Raw genomic sequence first — 13,195 nt, forward strand, 5'->3', positions numbered from 1 at the left:
GCGCCCAGCGGCGGCCGTGGCCCGGGGCCGCCGTCAGGCGTTGTGCAGCGTGTCGCCCTCGCGCCGGGCGGCGCCGCCGTTCACCAGTTCCTGCACCAGCTCGGCGGCCCACTGGTCGGCGGGCCGGTCGGCGAAGTGGCGCAGGTGCAACTGGCCGAAGTAGGGGGTGGCCGCCAGCCAGGCCTGCACCTGCGCCAGGGGGGCCTGCTGCCATTCGAGCAGCTTGTACTTGAGCAGCACCTTGGCGGCGTGGCGCGCGTGCTTGACCGGGTCGGCCTCGAAGCCGGCCAGCCTGCGCCGCGCGCGCGCCAGCGCGGCCGGCACGTCGCCGAAGACGCCGCCGTGGCCCGGAATCACGGTGAGCGGCGCCAGCGTTTCGATCAGGTCCAGCGTGGCGCCCACGTCGGCGAAGGCATGCTCGCCGTCCAGCTCGGGGAAGACCACGCCGAAGCCGTTTTCCCACAGCGCGTCGCCGGAGATCAGCAGGCGCAGCGTGGGCTCGAACAGCATCACCGCATGGGTGTCGTGGCCCGGCGCGGCGTGCACCTGCCAGGCGCGGTCGCCCAGCACCACATCAGCGCCCGGCGTGAGCACTCCGTCGGCGCGAAAGGCCGGGCAGTCCTGGCCCGTGGGCACGTAGCTCAGCGCCACCGGGTCCCAGTCGCGCACCTGGGCCCATTGCCCCGGCGGAATCTGCGTGACAAGCCCCGGCCAGCGGGCCTGCAGCGCGGCGTTGCCGCCGCAGTGGTCGCTGTGCAGGTGGGTGTTGAGCAGCCGGCCCAGCGCCCGCCCGCCGAGGGCCGACTCCACCAGTTCCACCGTCTGGGCCGCATGGCTGCAGTAGCCGCTGTCCACCAGGGCCGTGGCGTCGCGCCCGATGAACAGCGCGTTGTTGGCCGACAGCCAGCCGCGTTCAAAAACAGTGATTTCGGGCGGTAGGGCAGGTGGGATAAGCGTCATCAGCTATCAAATTTGAGGTGTAGGGTGCGCCGCGTCACTTGCCGTCGCGCAGCTCGCGCCGCAGGATCTTGCCCACATTGGTCTTGGGCAGCTCGTCGCGGAACTCGATGTATTTTGGCCGCTTGTAGCCCGTGAGGTGTTCGTTGCAGTGGCGCGCCACGTCGTCCTCGGAGAGCGAGGGGTCGCTGCGCACGATGAAGGCCTTGATGGCCTCGCCCTGCTTGTCGTCGGCCACGCCCACGGCGGCGCATTCCAGCACGCCGGGGCACAGGGTGATCACCTGCTCCAGCTCGTTGGGGAAGACGTTGAAGCCGCTCACCAGGATCATGTCCTTCTTGCGGTCGATGATGCGGGTGTAGCCGTCCTCGTCCATGACGCCGATGTCGCCCGTGCGCATGAAGCCGTCCGGCGTGAAGGTGCGGGCGTTTTCCGCGGGCTGGTTGTAGTAGCCGGGCATCACGTTCGGGCCCTTGATGCAGAGCTCGCCCGGCGTGCCCACGGGCAGGCTCTGGCCCGCGTCGTCCTTGATGGCGATGTCGATGCCCGGCAGCGGCAGGCCGATGCTGCCGGTGAACGCCGGGTTGTTCACCGGGTTGTTGGTGCCGATGGCGCAGGTCTCGCTCATGCCCCAGCCCTCAATCATGGTGCTGCCCGTGGTCTTTTGCCATTGCTGGGCCGTGGCCTCCGTGGCCGCCATGCCGCCCGCCTGCGACACGCACAGGCGCGAAAAGTCGAGCCGGCGGAACTGCGCGTTCTGCAACAGGGCGTTGAACAGCGTGTTCACGGCGGGCAGCATGTGGAAGGGCCGCTTCTTGAGTACCTCGACAAACTTCGGGATGTCGCGCGGGTTCGGAATCAGCGTCAGGCGCGCGCCCTGGCGGATGGCCAGCAGGCACAGCGTGAGCGCGAAGATGTGGTACAGCGGCAGCGCCGCGATGCTGTTGGCGCTGCGCAGGTCGCCCACCTTGGCGAGCGCGGGGGTGAACCAGGCCTCGGCCTGCAGCGTGGCGGCCACGATGTTGCGCTGCGTCAGCACCGCACCCTTGGACAGGCCGGTGGTGCCGCCCGTGTACTGCAGGAAGGCGGGCGTGTCGGGCGTGACGCGCGCGGGGCTGAGCGTGCGGCGCGCGCCCAGGGCCAGGGCGCGCTTGAAGCTGACCACCTGGCGGCCGTGGGTGAGCGGCAGCTCGTAGGCTGGCACCATCTTGGCCAGGTGGCGCACGGCGAAGGTGATCCAGCGCCCGTACCAGGGGCCGAGCAGGTCGCCCATGGAGGCGATCACCACATGCTGCACCGCGGTGTGGTCGATCACCTCGGCCAGCGTGCGGGCGAAGTTCTCCAGGATCACGATGGCGCTGGCACCCGAGTCCTTGAGCTGGTGCTCCAGCTCGCGCGCGGTGTACAGCGGGTTCACGTTCACGCAGGTGTAGCCCGCGCGCAGCACGGCCGCCATGGTGACGGCGAACTGCGGCACGTTGGGCAGCATGATGGCCACGCGCGCGCCGGGCGCCAGCCCCAGGCCCTGCAGCCAGGCGCCGAGCCGGGCGGAGAGCTGGTCCAGCTGCCGGTAGCTCATCCAGCGCTCCATGCACACGGAAAACGGTGCGTCGCCATGGCGGCGGAACGACTCCTCGAGCATTTGCGCCACCGAGGGATACTGGTCGGGGTCCACGTCATGGGGCACGCCGGGGGGGTAGTTCTTGAGCCAGATGCGGTCCATGCGGTTTCCTCTGCGGTAGGGTGTGCAAGATGGCCGCGATTGTGGAAGCGGCCCCGCGCACGCAATACCGGGCTTGTCCTAGCCCGGGCGCCGAACTGGTCGCCCAGGAGACATGACGGGGCGCACGCCACCCACCATGAAAGGAAGAAGCGAATCGTGACCAATGCACGCTGGCAACGCTGGCTGGTGGCCGCCCACCTGCTGCTGATCGCGGGCTGGATGGCCTGGTTCTGGGAGCGGTCGCCATGGCTGGCCCTGGCGGGCGTGGTGGCGGTGCCGCTGCTGTTCCGGCTGGGCATGGCGCCGCAGTTCCTGCTCATGGCCCGGGTCAGCCGCCGCGACCCCGCGCCGCGCCCGCGCCTGGCGCAGCTGGCGCGCGCTTGGTGGGCCGAATCGCGCTGGGCCGGGCTGGTCTTCGGCTGGTGGCAGCCCTTTCGCCACAGTGCCGTGGCCGACTGGCTGCCACAGCGCGCCGCCGGCGCGCCCGGTCCGCGCGGCGTGGTGCTGGTGCACGGCTTTCTGTGCAACCGGGGCTTCTGGACGCCCTGGCTGCCGCTGCTGCGCGCGCGCGGCCATGCCTTCGTGGCCGTGACGCTGGAGCCGGCCTTCGGCTCCATCGACGACTACTGCGGCGCCATCGACGCGGCCGTGCGCCAGGTTGAACAGGCCACGGGTCGCGCGCCGGTGATCGTGGGCCACAGCATGGGCGGGCTGGCGGCGCGGGCCTGGCTGCGCGCCATGCCGGACGGCGCCGCGCGCGTGCACCGCGTCGTCACGCTGGGCTCGCCCCATGGCGGCACCTGGCCCGCGTGTGGCAGCCGCAGCACCAACGGCCGGCAGATGCGGCTGGACGGCCCCTGGGTGCGGGCGCTGCGCGCGCAGGAGCCGGCGGGCCGCGCGGCGGGCTTCGTGTGCTGGTACTCGAACTGCGACAACGTGGTCTACCCGCCCGCCACGGCCATGCTGGACGGGGCGGACAACCGCTTCATCGAGGGGGTGGCCCATGTGGAGATGGCCTTCCACCCGCGGGTGGTGCATGCCTGCCTGGAGCTGCTGCAGGACGGCCCCGCGGGCTGACGGGGCCGCGCCGGCCCGGCGGCTCAGGCCACCCGGGGCTCGCGCTCGTCGGCCGCGAATTCGGGCAGGCCGCGCAGGCGCGCGTAGATCGGCTCGAAGTCCTGCGCCGTGAGATCGAACAGCTGCTCGAAGCTGTCGATGATGAAGTAGGTCTGCTGGTAGGTGTCGATCTTGTAGCGCGTGCGCATGGTGCGCTCCAGCGAGAGCGGCAGGCGCTGCGGCTCGGGGCTGCGCACGGCGTAGGGCAGTTCGCCGCGCGAGCTCAGGATGCCCGCGCCATAGGCGCGCAGGCCCCCGGCCTCGCGGATCAGGCCGAACTCGATGGTGTACCAGTACAGGCGCGACAGCATTTCGCAGGCGCCCAGCCGCGCGGCCTTCAGGCCGCCCTCGCCGTAGCGCTGCACATAGTCGGCGAACACTGGGTTGAACAGCAGCGGCACATGGCCGAACAGGTCGTGGAACACGTCGGGCTCGACGATGTAGTCGAATTCCTCGGGCGTGCGGATCCAGTCCGTCACGGGGAACTTGCGGTTGGCCAGCAGCGTGAAGAACGGCACCTCGGGGATCAGCCCCGGCACGGCCACAAGCTCCCAGCCCGTGGCGCGGTGCAGGCGCTCGTTGACGTCATCGAAGCGCGGGATGCGCTCCTTGGCGCCCAGCGAGGGCAGGGCGGCGATGAAGGCCTCGCTGGCCAGGCCCTGCAGCTGGGCCGACTGGCGCTGGTACAGGCGGTGGTAGGTGTCGTGGTCGGCCTCGGTGTAGGCCGCGAAGTTCTGCGCGCAGGTGTAGTCGTCGGCCGCGCGGGAATAGTCGCCGCGCGGCGGGCGGCTGGATTGTCCGTAGACGACGGGGGTCTGTCCCATGATGAGTCTCCTTTGGTGAACCATGCCGTCGTCTGCGCCGCTCTGCCCTTGTGGGGAAATGGCGGCTTGGGAGGTGCAGGACGGCGCCTATTCGATCCTGATCTTGGCGGCCTTGATCAGGAACTCGTACTTGCCATGCTCCGAGCGCACGAAGCTGCCGAAGCCGCCGAGCGTGAGCTCTTCCGGGGTCAGCCCCATCTTCTTGAACTGTTCCTTGCCGGCCGGCGACTGCATGGCGGCGCTGAATGCGGCCGCGTACTTCTGCGCATCGGCGGCGGGCAGCGAGGCCGGCGCGAACAGGCCGAACCAGGTGGAGACATTGAAGCCGGGCACCTCGCTGTTGATGCTGGGCACGCCGGGCAGCGCCTCGTCGCTGGCGAGCGAGGTCACGCCCAGCGCCTTGAGCTTGCCGGACTGGATCAGCGGCAGCGACGAGGCCAGGTTGTCGAACAGCACCGCCACGCGGCCCTCCTGCAAGGCCTTGAGCGCCGGCCCCGCGCCCTGGAAGGGGGCGTGCGGCATGCGCGTGTTGGTGAGCGACTTGAACATCTCGCCGGCGATGTGGCCGATGCTGCCGTTGCCGCCCGAGCCGTACGGGAGCTGGTCGGGGTGGGCCTTCACGTACTTCACCAGGTCGGTGGTGGTGACGATGTTCAGCGCCTTGGCCTTGTCCGCGCTCATGACCAGCACATTGGGAGTGCGGGCCACGAGCACGATGGGCGTGAAGTCCTTGATCGGGTCGTAGGGGAAGTTCTTGTACAGCCACGGATTCACCGCGTGCGTGGCCACGGCGCCCATCACCAGCAGGTTGGCGCTCTTGGGGGCCTTGGCCACCATGTCCGCACCCAGGTTGCCGCCCGCCCCGGGCTTGTTCTGCACCTGGATGGCGCCCAGCTGGGCGCGCGCGCCGTCCGCCAGGATGCGCGCGCTCTTGTCGAGCGGGCCGCCGGCGGGGTAGGGCACGATGAGGGACAGGGGGGCCGAGGCGTTCTGTGCATGGACGGCGAAGGCCATGCACAGCGCGAACGAACCCACCAGGTGACGGCGAAGCAACATTGAAAATCTCCCGGATCTCTTGAAAGGGCGCTCAGTATAGGAACCGATTGTTGCGCCGCACCATTGGAGTCGGGATGTCGATGCCGGCGGCTCAGGCCGGCTTGGTGTCCAGCACGCCGCGGCGGATCTGGTCGCGCTCCAGCGACTCGAACAGCGCCTTGAAGTTGCCCTCGCCAAAGCCGTCGCGGTAGTCGCCTTCGCGCTGGATGAACTCGAAGAACACCGGGCCCAGCATGGGCGTGGAGAAGATCTGCAGCAGCAGGCGCGGCGTGCCGTCGGCCGTGGTGCCGTCCAGCAGGATGCCGCGCGCCTGCAGCTCGGGCACGGGCTGGCCATGGCCCGGCAGGCGGGTGTCCAGCATCTCGTAATAGACGTCGTTGGGCGCGGTGGCCAGCGGCACGCCGGCCAGGCCCAGCTTGTCCACGACCTCCAGCAGGTTGTCGCAGATCAGCGCGATGTGCTGGATGCCCTCGCCGTTGAACTGCATCAGGAACTCTTCGATCTGGCCTCCGCCCTGCTTGGACTCTTCGTTCAGCGGGATGCGGATCTTGCCGTCGGGCGCGGTCATGGCCTTGGAGGTCAGGCCGGTGTACTCGCCCTGGATGTCGAAGTAGCGGATCTCGCGGAAACCGAACAGCTTCTCGTAGAAGTTGGCCCAGAAGCCCATGCGGCCGCGGTACACGTTGTGCGTGAGGTGGTCGATCTCGTTCAGGCCATGGCCCACGGGACGGCGGTCCACGCCCTCGATGAACTCGAAGTCGATGTCGTAGATGGACTTGCCGTCCTCGAAACGGTCGATGAGGTACAGCGGCGCGCCGCCGATGCCCTTGATGGCGGGCAGGCGCAGCTCCATGGGGCCGGTGCGGATCTCGATGGGCTGGGCGCCCAGCTCCAGCGCGCGCTGGTAGGCCTTGTGCGAATCCTTCACGCGAAACGCCAGGCCGCAGGCCGAGGGGCCGTGCTCGGCGCCGAAGTAGGCGGCCTCGCTGCGGGGCTCGCGGTTGAGGATGAAGTTGATCTGGTTCTGGCGGTACAGCAGCACGTCCTTGGAGCGGTGCTTGGCCACCAGCGTGAAGCCCAGCTTCTCGAACACGGCCTCCAGCACGCCCGGCGTGGGCGAGGTGAATTCGACGAACTCGAAGCCCATCAGGCCCATGGGGTTCTCCCAGGCGGCGGTTTCTTGGGCGGTCGGCGTGGGCAGGGCGGCGGTCATGGTGGTGTCTCCGGGTGTTCTGGGGGATGCAACGCTCCACTGTAGGGGGCAGGGGCCTCATGTTTCTGGCGAATGCATCTCGGTTTGACCGTAGATATGCAGGAATGTTGCGCGCAGTCAATGCGGTGTGCAGTCATCTGGCGTTAGGGAACATGCGGGTGCGCATGTGGTGGCGCCTGCCTAGAATCCGCCGCCATGAGCGAACGCACCATCGCACTCGACAAACTGGACCGGGCCATCCTGCGCCGCCTGCAGGACAACGGCCGCGAAACCTACGACCTGATCGGCGAACAGGTGGGCCTGTCGCCCAGCGCCGTGCTGCGCCGCGCCAAGCGGCTGGAGGAGGACGGCATCATCGACCGCTACGTGGCGCTGGTGCGCCCCGAGCGCGTGGGCCTGGGGCTGACCGCCTACCTGAACGTGCGCCTGGAAAAGCACACCGAGAGCCACAAGCGCAATCCCATGGACCTGTTCCGCGCCAGCGTGCAGGCCTGGCCCGAGGTGGTGGAATGCGCGGCGCTGACCGGCGAGATGGACTACCTGCTGCGCGTGGTGGTGGCCGACATGGCGCACTACAGCCGCTTCATCATGGACACGCTGCTCAAGCACCCCAGCGTGCAGGACTGCAAGACCAGCTTCGTGCTGGACCGGGTCAAGGCCACCACGGCCATCCCGGTATGAGCCCGGCGCGTCGCCATGCGAAGAGGTTTGCTATGATAAATATAGCTTATTACGCTTATTCCACGGGCGCTGAACGGGGTTTTGGCTTCAATGGTCAAAGCCCCTACGAATTTGCTGCATTGCAACATAACCGCTGCGGATTCCTAGGGAAAACCCTAGAATCGGCGGCATCATGCTATCCACCAAGAATTGGCTTCGCGCTTCCTGGGACGCTGGGCGACAGATGCTGCGCCCCGCGGGGCGGCGCGTCCACCGGGGTTTCGCCATGAACACTGGGCTGGTGCCCATCCGCGCCCTGGGAGCGCAGCACCGCGAGCGCGTCGTCACGCACCTGCTGCGCCTGGAGGCGCACGACCGCTACCTGCGCTTCGGCTATGCCGCCAACGACGACCAGGTGCGGCGCTATGCGGAGCTGCTCGATTTCGAGCGCGACGAGGTCTTCGGCATCTTCAACCGCCGGCTGGAACTCATCGCCATGGCCCATGTGGCCTTCGCCCCGTCGCAGGAATACCAGAGCTGCGCCGAGTTCGGCGTGTCCGTCGCGTCCAGCGCGCGCGGGCGCGGCTACGGCGCGCGGCTGTTCGAGCGCGCCGTGATGCTGGCGCGCAACCGGGGCGTGAGCATGATGTTCATCCACGCGCTGACCGAAAACACGGCCATGCTGAAGATCGCCCGCAACGCCGGCGCCACCGTGCGCCGCGACGGTTCCGAGTCCGAGGCTTATCTGCAGCTGCCGCCCGCGGGCCTGGACACGCGCGTGTCCGAGATCATGGCCGAGCATTTCGCCGAGGTGGACTACCACCTCAAGAAGCAGGCGCGGCAGTTCTGGAGCTTCCTGGCCGACCTGCAGGAAATCCGCCAGGGCGTGCGCGAAGGCCGCCATCAGGCCGCCGAATAAAAGGCCGCGCCGGCCACGGGCCGTGGCCCCCGCGGCCTGTCATCGGGCCGCCGGGGCGATCCGCTATCCTTGGGGCCTGTTTTACTTTCTGCACGTCCTGCACCGCGACCGTGTCCGATCCCCACCCTGCGCGCTCCTCCGAGAAGGAGGACAAGCGCACGTTTCTGCAGCGCCTCATCGAGTTCATCAACCCCGGGCCGGACTCGACCGCCGAACTCATCGCCACCCTGGCGGAAGCCGAAGACAACGAGGTCATCAATGCCGACGCGCGCGTGATGCTCGAGCGCGTGCTGCGCATGTCGGAGATGACGGCCAACGACGTGCTGGTGCCCGCGACGCGCATGGACCTGCTGGACATCGACGCCCCCCTCGAAGAGCTCATGCACCAGGTGCTGCACACGGCGCACTCGCGCTTCCCGGTGTACCAGGGCGGGCGTGACAACATCATCGGCATCCTGCTGGCCAAGGACCTGCTCAAGCTCTGGCGCTCGCCGGGGCTGAGCGTGCGTACCCTGGTGCGCCCGGCGCTGTTCGTGCCCGAGAGCAAGGGGCTGAACGACCTGGGACGCGAGTTCCGCAGCACGCGCAACCACATGGCCATCGTCATCGACGAGTTCGGCCGCATCGCCGGCCTGGTGACCTTCGAGGACGTGATCGAGCAGATCGTGGGCGAGATCGAGGACGAATTCGACATTCCCGAGGACGAGGGCGACATCTTCGGCCTGGCCGACCGCACCTTCCGCGTGAGCGGCGACACGCCCGTGGAGCGCGTGGCCGAGGCCTTCGACGTGGCGCTGCAGGGCAGCGACCCCGACGAGAGCTTCGACACCATCGGCGGGCTGATCGCGCACGAACTCGGCCGCATGCCGCGCAAGGGCGAAAGCGTGGCGCTGGGCGGCCTGCAGTTCGTGGTGCTGCACACCAAGGGCGGGGCGGTGCGCTGGTTCAAGGTCACGCCGGTGCCGTCCGACGCTTCCCAGGCCGAGCCGCCGCGCTGATGCCGTCGGCCGTCCGTCACCCGGCCCCCATGGCGCTGCGCCAGGGCATGGCGCCCTGGCTGCTGGCCTTGTGCGCCGGCCTGGCGCAGGCCGCGTCGCTGGCCTGGCCCGGGCCGGGCGGCGGGGGCGGCCAGCCCCTGTGGTGGCTGCAGATCCTGTCGCTGGCGCTGCTGGCGCGGGTGCTGCTGGCCGCGCCCGGCGCGCGCCGCGCGGGGCTGCTGGGCTGGCTGTTCGCCACGGCCTGGCTGGCGGGCACCTTCTGGTGGCTGTTCATCTCCATGCATGTCTATGGCGGCCTGGCCGCGCCGCTGGCCGTGCTGGCCGTGCTGGGGCTGGCGGCGTTCCTGGGCAGCTACTATGCGGTGGCTTCGGCATGTTTTTGGGCTCTAGCGCCCGTCCATAAAGCGTTGGCAGCTATCGTTTTTGCGGGGCTGTGGCTGCTGGCGGAGCTGGCGCGCGGTATCTGGTGGACGGGCTTCCCCTGGGGCGCGGGCGGCTATGCGCATGCCGACGGCCCGCTGGCCGTGCTGGCGCGCACCGTGGGCGTGTACGGCCTGGGTTTCGCGGCCGCGGCCATCGCCATGGGGCTGGCGCTGTGGCGCCCGGCGGATCTGCGGCGCCCGCGCTGGTGGGCCGGGCTGGCGCTGGTCCTGGCGGTGTGGGCGGGGCTGGCGGTGCAGCGGCATTGCGCCGTCGAGGGCTGCGGGGCCCCGGCGCAGGCAGGTGCGCCGCTGTCGCTGGCCCTGCTGCAGGGCAATATTCCGCAGGACGAGAAATTCCAGCCGGGCAGCGGCGTGCCGCTGGCGCTGCAGTGGTACCACGATCAGCTGCGCGCGGCCCGGGCCGACCTGGTGGTGGCGCCCGAGACGGCGATCCCGCTGCTGCCGCAGCAGCTCGCGCCCGGCTACCTGGAGAGTATTGCCGAGCGCTACGCCACCGGCGGCCAGGCGCTGCTGCTGGGCATACCGCTGGGCAGCCTGGAGCGGGGCTATACCAATTCGGTGCTGGGCTTCTCGCCGGGCGGCCAGCGGCCCTACCAGTACGACAAGCACCATCTGGTGCCGTTTGGCGAGTTCATCCCGCCGTTCTTCCGCTGGTTCACGGAGATGATGAACATCCCCCTGGGCGACTTCAACCGCGGTGCGGTGGGGCAGCCGTCCATGGCCTGGGCCGGGCAGCGCGTGGCGCCCAACATCTGCTACGAGGATCTGTTCGGCGAGGAGCTGGGCGCGCGTTTCCTGGATGCGGGCAGCGCGCCCACCATCATGGTGAACATGAGCAACATCGGCTGGTTCGGCGACACGGTGGCCATCGACCAGCACCTGGCCATCAGCCGGCTGCGCGCCCTGGAGTTCGAGCGCCCCATGGTGCGGGCCACCAACACCGGGGCCACGGCCGTCATCGACCACCGCGGGCAGGTCACGCACCGCATGGCCCCGCACCAGCGCGGCGTGCTGCGCGCCGAGGTGCAGGGCCGCAGCGGCGCCGTCACGCCCTACGCCTGGTGGGTGGCGCGCTGGGGGCTGTGGCCGCTGTGGGGGCTGGGCCTGGCCATAGTGGGCGGAGCCTGGCTGCTGCGGCGCCGGCGCCCTGGGCGGGAGGGGTGATGCGGGGGAAAGTGTTGATCCACGTCATTCCCGCGCCGTGGGCAGCGGGCTTTCCCTTGGCCCTGTTGCGTGATAGGCCGGCTCCGACCCTGGGATAATAGGCACCCTTTGCCGCCCGTTGCCACGGGTCGCACGCAGTTTTAGCATCAACGACGACAAACCACCGCGACGGCACGCGCCGTCTGGAGCACGACTGACAATGGCTGATTCCTTTTCGTACGAACAACTGATCGCCTCCGGCGAGGGCCGGTTGTTCACGCCGGACAGCGGGCGCCTGCCCCTGCCCCCCATGCTGATGTTCGACCGCATCACCCACATCGACAGCGATGGCGGTGCGCATGGGCTCGGAAAGATCGTGGCCGAACTCGACGTCAAGCCCGACCTGTGGTTCTTCGCCTGCCATTTCCAGGGCGATCCGGTCATGCCCGGCTGCCTGGGGCTGGACGCCATGTGGCAGCTCATCGGCTTTTACCTGACCTGGCTGCGCCTGCCCGGTCGCGGCCGCGCCCTGGGCGCGGGCGAGGTCAAGTTCACCGGCGAGGTGGGGCCGGATGTCAAGCTTGTGACCTACGAGATCGACATCAAGCGCGTGATCAAGCGCAAGCTCAACATGGCCATTGGCGACGCGCGCCTGCTGGCCGACGGCAAGGAAATCTACGTGGCCAACGACCTGCGCGTGGGGCTGTTCCTGCGCGAGGGCGACGGACAGGGAAGCGCAGCATGACCAAGAGACGGGTGGTGATCACGGGCGCGGGCATCGTCTCGTGCATCGGCAACGATCTGCAGACCGTGGAGGCCTCGCTGCGCGAGGGCCGCTCGGGCATCAAGGCCGTGCCGAAGTTCACCGAGCTGGGCCTGCGCAGCCAGGTGGGTGGCGCGCCCGAGATCGACATCGAGGCACGCATCGACCGCAAGCAGCTGCGCTTCATGGGCGACGCCGCGGCCTACGCCCAGATCGCGCTGGAAGACGCCATCGCGCAGTCGGGCCTGACGCCGGAACAGGTGAGCCACCCGCGCACCGGCCTGATCATGGGCTCGGGCGGCGGCTCGCCGGCCAACCAGATCGAGGCGGCCGACACGCTGCGCGAAAAGGGCATCCGCCGCGTGGGGCCGTACCAGGTCACGCGCTGCATGAGCTCCACCGTCTCCGCCTGCCTGGCGACCAACTTCAAGGTCAAGGGCATCAACTACTCCATCACCTCGGCCTGCTCCACCTCGGCCCACTGCATCGGCGCGGCCGCGCAGCAGATCGCCTGGGGCATGCAGGACGTGATGTTCGCCGGCGGCGGCGAGGAGCTGTCCTGGGGCATGTCGCTGCTGTTCGACGGCATGGGCGCCATGTCCAGCAAGTACAACGAGACGCCCGAGAAGGCCTCGCGCGCCTACGACGCCAACCGCGACGGCTTCGTGATCGCCGGCGGCGGCGGTGCCGTGGTGCTGGAGAGCCTGGAGCATGCCCAGGCCCGCGGCGCCACCATCCTGGCCGAAGTGGTGGGCTTTGGCGCCACCAGCGACGGCGAGGACATGGTGGCCCCCTCGGGCGACGGCGCCATCGCCTGCATGCAGCAGGCCATGGAAGGGCTCGACGCCCCCATCGACTACATCAACACCCATGGCACCTCCACGCCCGTGGGCGACATGCAGGAAGTGCGCGCCATGAAGGCGCTGTTCGGCGACGCCGTGCCGCCGTTTTCCAGCACCAAGTCGCTGACCGGCCACTCGCTGGGCGCCACGGGCGTGCAGGAGGCGATCTACTGCATGATCATGCTGAACAAGGGCTTCATCGCCGGCTCGGTCAACGTGGAAACGCCCGACCCGGCCCTGGGCAATATGCCCCTGGTCACGCAAACGCGCGACGCGCAGCTCACCACCGTGCTGTCCAACAGCTTCGGCTTCGGCGGCACGAATGCGTCGCTGGTGCTGCGGCGCTGGCGCGGCTGATCGGCCCTTGCCCGCTAAAGAGCCCCTGCCCAGGGGCTCTTTTTTTGTCCCTCAATGGGGGGATTTCGATTGGGTTACTCAAAAAAGATAGCTTCTGGCGCTTGTTGGGTAAGGCGTAGAGGCCAAAAACATCCAAAATTCGCACTGCCTGCCGCAGGGCAACCCCTCAGTCCCATCCACG

General features: G+C 69.0%; 12 protein-coding genes. 7 read left to right on the forward strand and 5 right to left on the reverse strand.

Going from position 1 to position 13,195, the window contains the following annotated elements; translation table 11 throughout:
* Nucleotides 1-33: 33 nt before the first annotated feature.
* Together BP68_RS12355 and BP68_RS12360 are read right to left on the reverse strand one after the other, a co-directional pair.
* Complete coding sequence (locus BP68_RS12355) at nt 34-960, reverse strand: MBL fold metallo-hydrolase (protein ID WP_496372149.1); 927 nt, start codon at nt 958-960, stop codon at nt 34-36.
* Nucleotides 961-994: 34 nt separating this feature from the next.
* The gene (locus BP68_RS12360) at nt 995-2,680 is read right to left on the reverse strand and encodes an AMP-binding protein (protein WP_496372151.1); all 1,686 of its coding nucleotides are present in this window, start codon (nt 2,678-2,680) and stop codon (nt 995-997) included.
* Between the two features lie 156 nt (nt 2,681-2,836).
* Here BP68_RS12360 and BP68_RS12365 point away from each other — a divergent pair, with 156 nt between their 5' ends.
* On the forward strand, nt 2,837-3,757 hold the full coding sequence (locus BP68_RS12365; RefSeq protein WP_496372153.1) for an esterase/lipase family protein: 921 nt from the start codon (nt 2,837-2,839) through the stop codon (nt 3,755-3,757).
* A gap of 23 nt (nt 3,758-3,780) precedes the next feature.
* Here the strand turns inward: BP68_RS12365 and phhA are convergent, their stop codons facing one another.
* From phhA to hppD, 3 genes are all read right to left on the reverse strand, one after another.
* On the reverse strand, nt 3,781-4,620 hold the full coding sequence (gene phhA / locus BP68_RS12370) for a phenylalanine 4-monooxygenase (protein WP_496372155.1): 840 nt from the start codon (nt 4,618-4,620) through the stop codon (nt 3,781-3,783).
* 87 nt (nt 4,621-4,707) lie between these two features.
* Nucleotides 4,708-5,676, reverse strand: coding sequence for a Bug family tripartite tricarboxylate transporter substrate binding protein (locus tag BP68_RS12375; protein ID WP_496372157.1), 969 nt, complete (start codon nt 5,674-5,676; stop codon nt 4,708-4,710).
* Nucleotides 5,677-5,767: 91 nt separating this feature from the next.
* Entirely contained in the window at nt 5,768-6,889 is a 1,122-nt protein-coding gene (gene hppD / locus BP68_RS12380) for a 4-hydroxyphenylpyruvate dioxygenase (protein ID WP_496372159.1), read from the reverse strand.
* 195 nt (nt 6,890-7,084) lie between these two features.
* Here hppD and BP68_RS12385 point away from each other — a divergent pair, with 195 nt between their 5' ends.
* The 6 genes from BP68_RS12385 (at nt 7,085) to fabB (ending at nt 13,014) form a co-directional block, all read left to right on the forward strand.
* Nucleotides 7,085-7,570: an Lrp/AsnC family transcriptional regulator gene (locus BP68_RS12385; RefSeq protein WP_496372161.1), complete on the forward strand. Its 486-nt coding sequence runs from the start codon at nt 7,085-7,087 to the stop codon at nt 7,568-7,570.
* 172 nt (nt 7,571-7,742) lie between these two features.
* Nucleotides 7,743-8,468 carry a GNAT family N-acetyltransferase gene (locus BP68_RS12390; protein ID WP_496372163.1) on the forward strand — a complete coding sequence of 242 codons (726 nt, stop codon included), beginning with the start codon at nt 7,743-7,745 and terminating at the stop codon, nt 8,466-8,468.
* A 110-nt stretch (nt 8,469-8,578) separates the two neighbouring features.
* Complete coding sequence (locus BP68_RS12395) at nt 8,579-9,466, forward strand: CorC family transporter (protein WP_496372165.1); 888 nt, start codon at nt 8,579-8,581, stop codon at nt 9,464-9,466.
* A gap of 29 nt (nt 9,467-9,495) precedes the next feature.
* Nucleotides 9,496-11,073 carry an apolipoprotein N-acyltransferase gene (lnt, locus tag BP68_RS12400; protein ID WP_496372167.1) on the forward strand — a complete coding sequence of 526 codons (1,578 nt, stop codon included), beginning with the start codon at nt 9,496-9,498 and terminating at the stop codon, nt 11,071-11,073.
* Nucleotides 11,074-11,272: 199 nt separating this feature from the next.
* Nucleotides 11,273-11,797 (forward strand): bifunctional 3-hydroxydecanoyl-ACP dehydratase/trans-2-decenoyl-ACP isomerase, encoded by a 525-nt coding sequence (fabA, locus tag BP68_RS12405; protein WP_496372169.1) that lies wholly within the window; start codon nt 11,273-11,275, stop codon nt 11,795-11,797.
* Nucleotides 11,794-13,014 carry a beta-ketoacyl-ACP synthase I gene (gene fabB / locus BP68_RS12410; protein ID WP_496372171.1) on the forward strand — a complete coding sequence of 407 codons (1,221 nt, stop codon included), beginning with the start codon at nt 11,794-11,796 and terminating at the stop codon, nt 13,012-13,014. Before fabA ends, fabB begins: the two co-directional genes overlap by 4 nt.
* The last annotated feature ends 181 nt before the right edge of the window (nt 13,015-13,195 follow it).

It is taken from the genome of Diaphorobacter oryzae DSM 22780 (genome assembly GCF_059568935.1).

Bases quoted from the DNA above. Each gene is read 5' to 3' on its own strand.
- BP68_RS12355 (WP_496372149.1), bottom strand. From the start codon at position 960: ATGACGCTTATCCCACCTGCCCTACCGCCCGAAATCACTGTTTTTGAA.
- BP68_RS12360 (WP_496372151.1), bottom strand. From the start codon at position 2,680: ATGGACCGCATCTGGCTCAAGAACTACCCCCCCGGCGTGCCCCATGAC.
- phhA (WP_496372155.1), bottom strand. From the start codon at position 4,620: ATGGGACAGACCCCCGTCGTCTACGGACAATCCAGCCGCCCGCCGCGC.
- BP68_RS12375 (WP_496372157.1), bottom strand. From the start codon at position 5,676: ATGTTGCTTCGCCGTCACCTGGTGGGTTCGTTCGCGCTGTGCATGGCC.
- hppD (WP_496372159.1), bottom strand. From the start codon at position 6,889: ATGACCGCCGCCCTGCCCACGCCGACCGCCCAAGAAACCGCCGCCTGG.
- BP68_RS12385 (WP_496372161.1), top strand. From the start codon at position 7,085: ATGAGCGAACGCACCATCGCACTCGACAAACTGGACCGGGCCATCCTG.
- BP68_RS12390 (WP_496372163.1), top strand. From the start codon at position 7,743: ATGCTATCCACCAAGAATTGGCTTCGCGCTTCCTGGGACGCTGGGCGA.
- lnt (WP_496372167.1), top strand. From the start codon at position 9,496: ATGGCGCTGCGCCAGGGCATGGCGCCCTGGCTGCTGGCCTTGTGCGCC.
- fabA (WP_496372169.1), top strand. From the start codon at position 11,273: ATGGCTGATTCCTTTTCGTACGAACAACTGATCGCCTCCGGCGAGGGC.
- fabB (WP_496372171.1), top strand. From the start codon at position 11,794: ATGACCAAGAGACGGGTGGTGATCACGGGCGCGGGCATCGTCTCGTGC.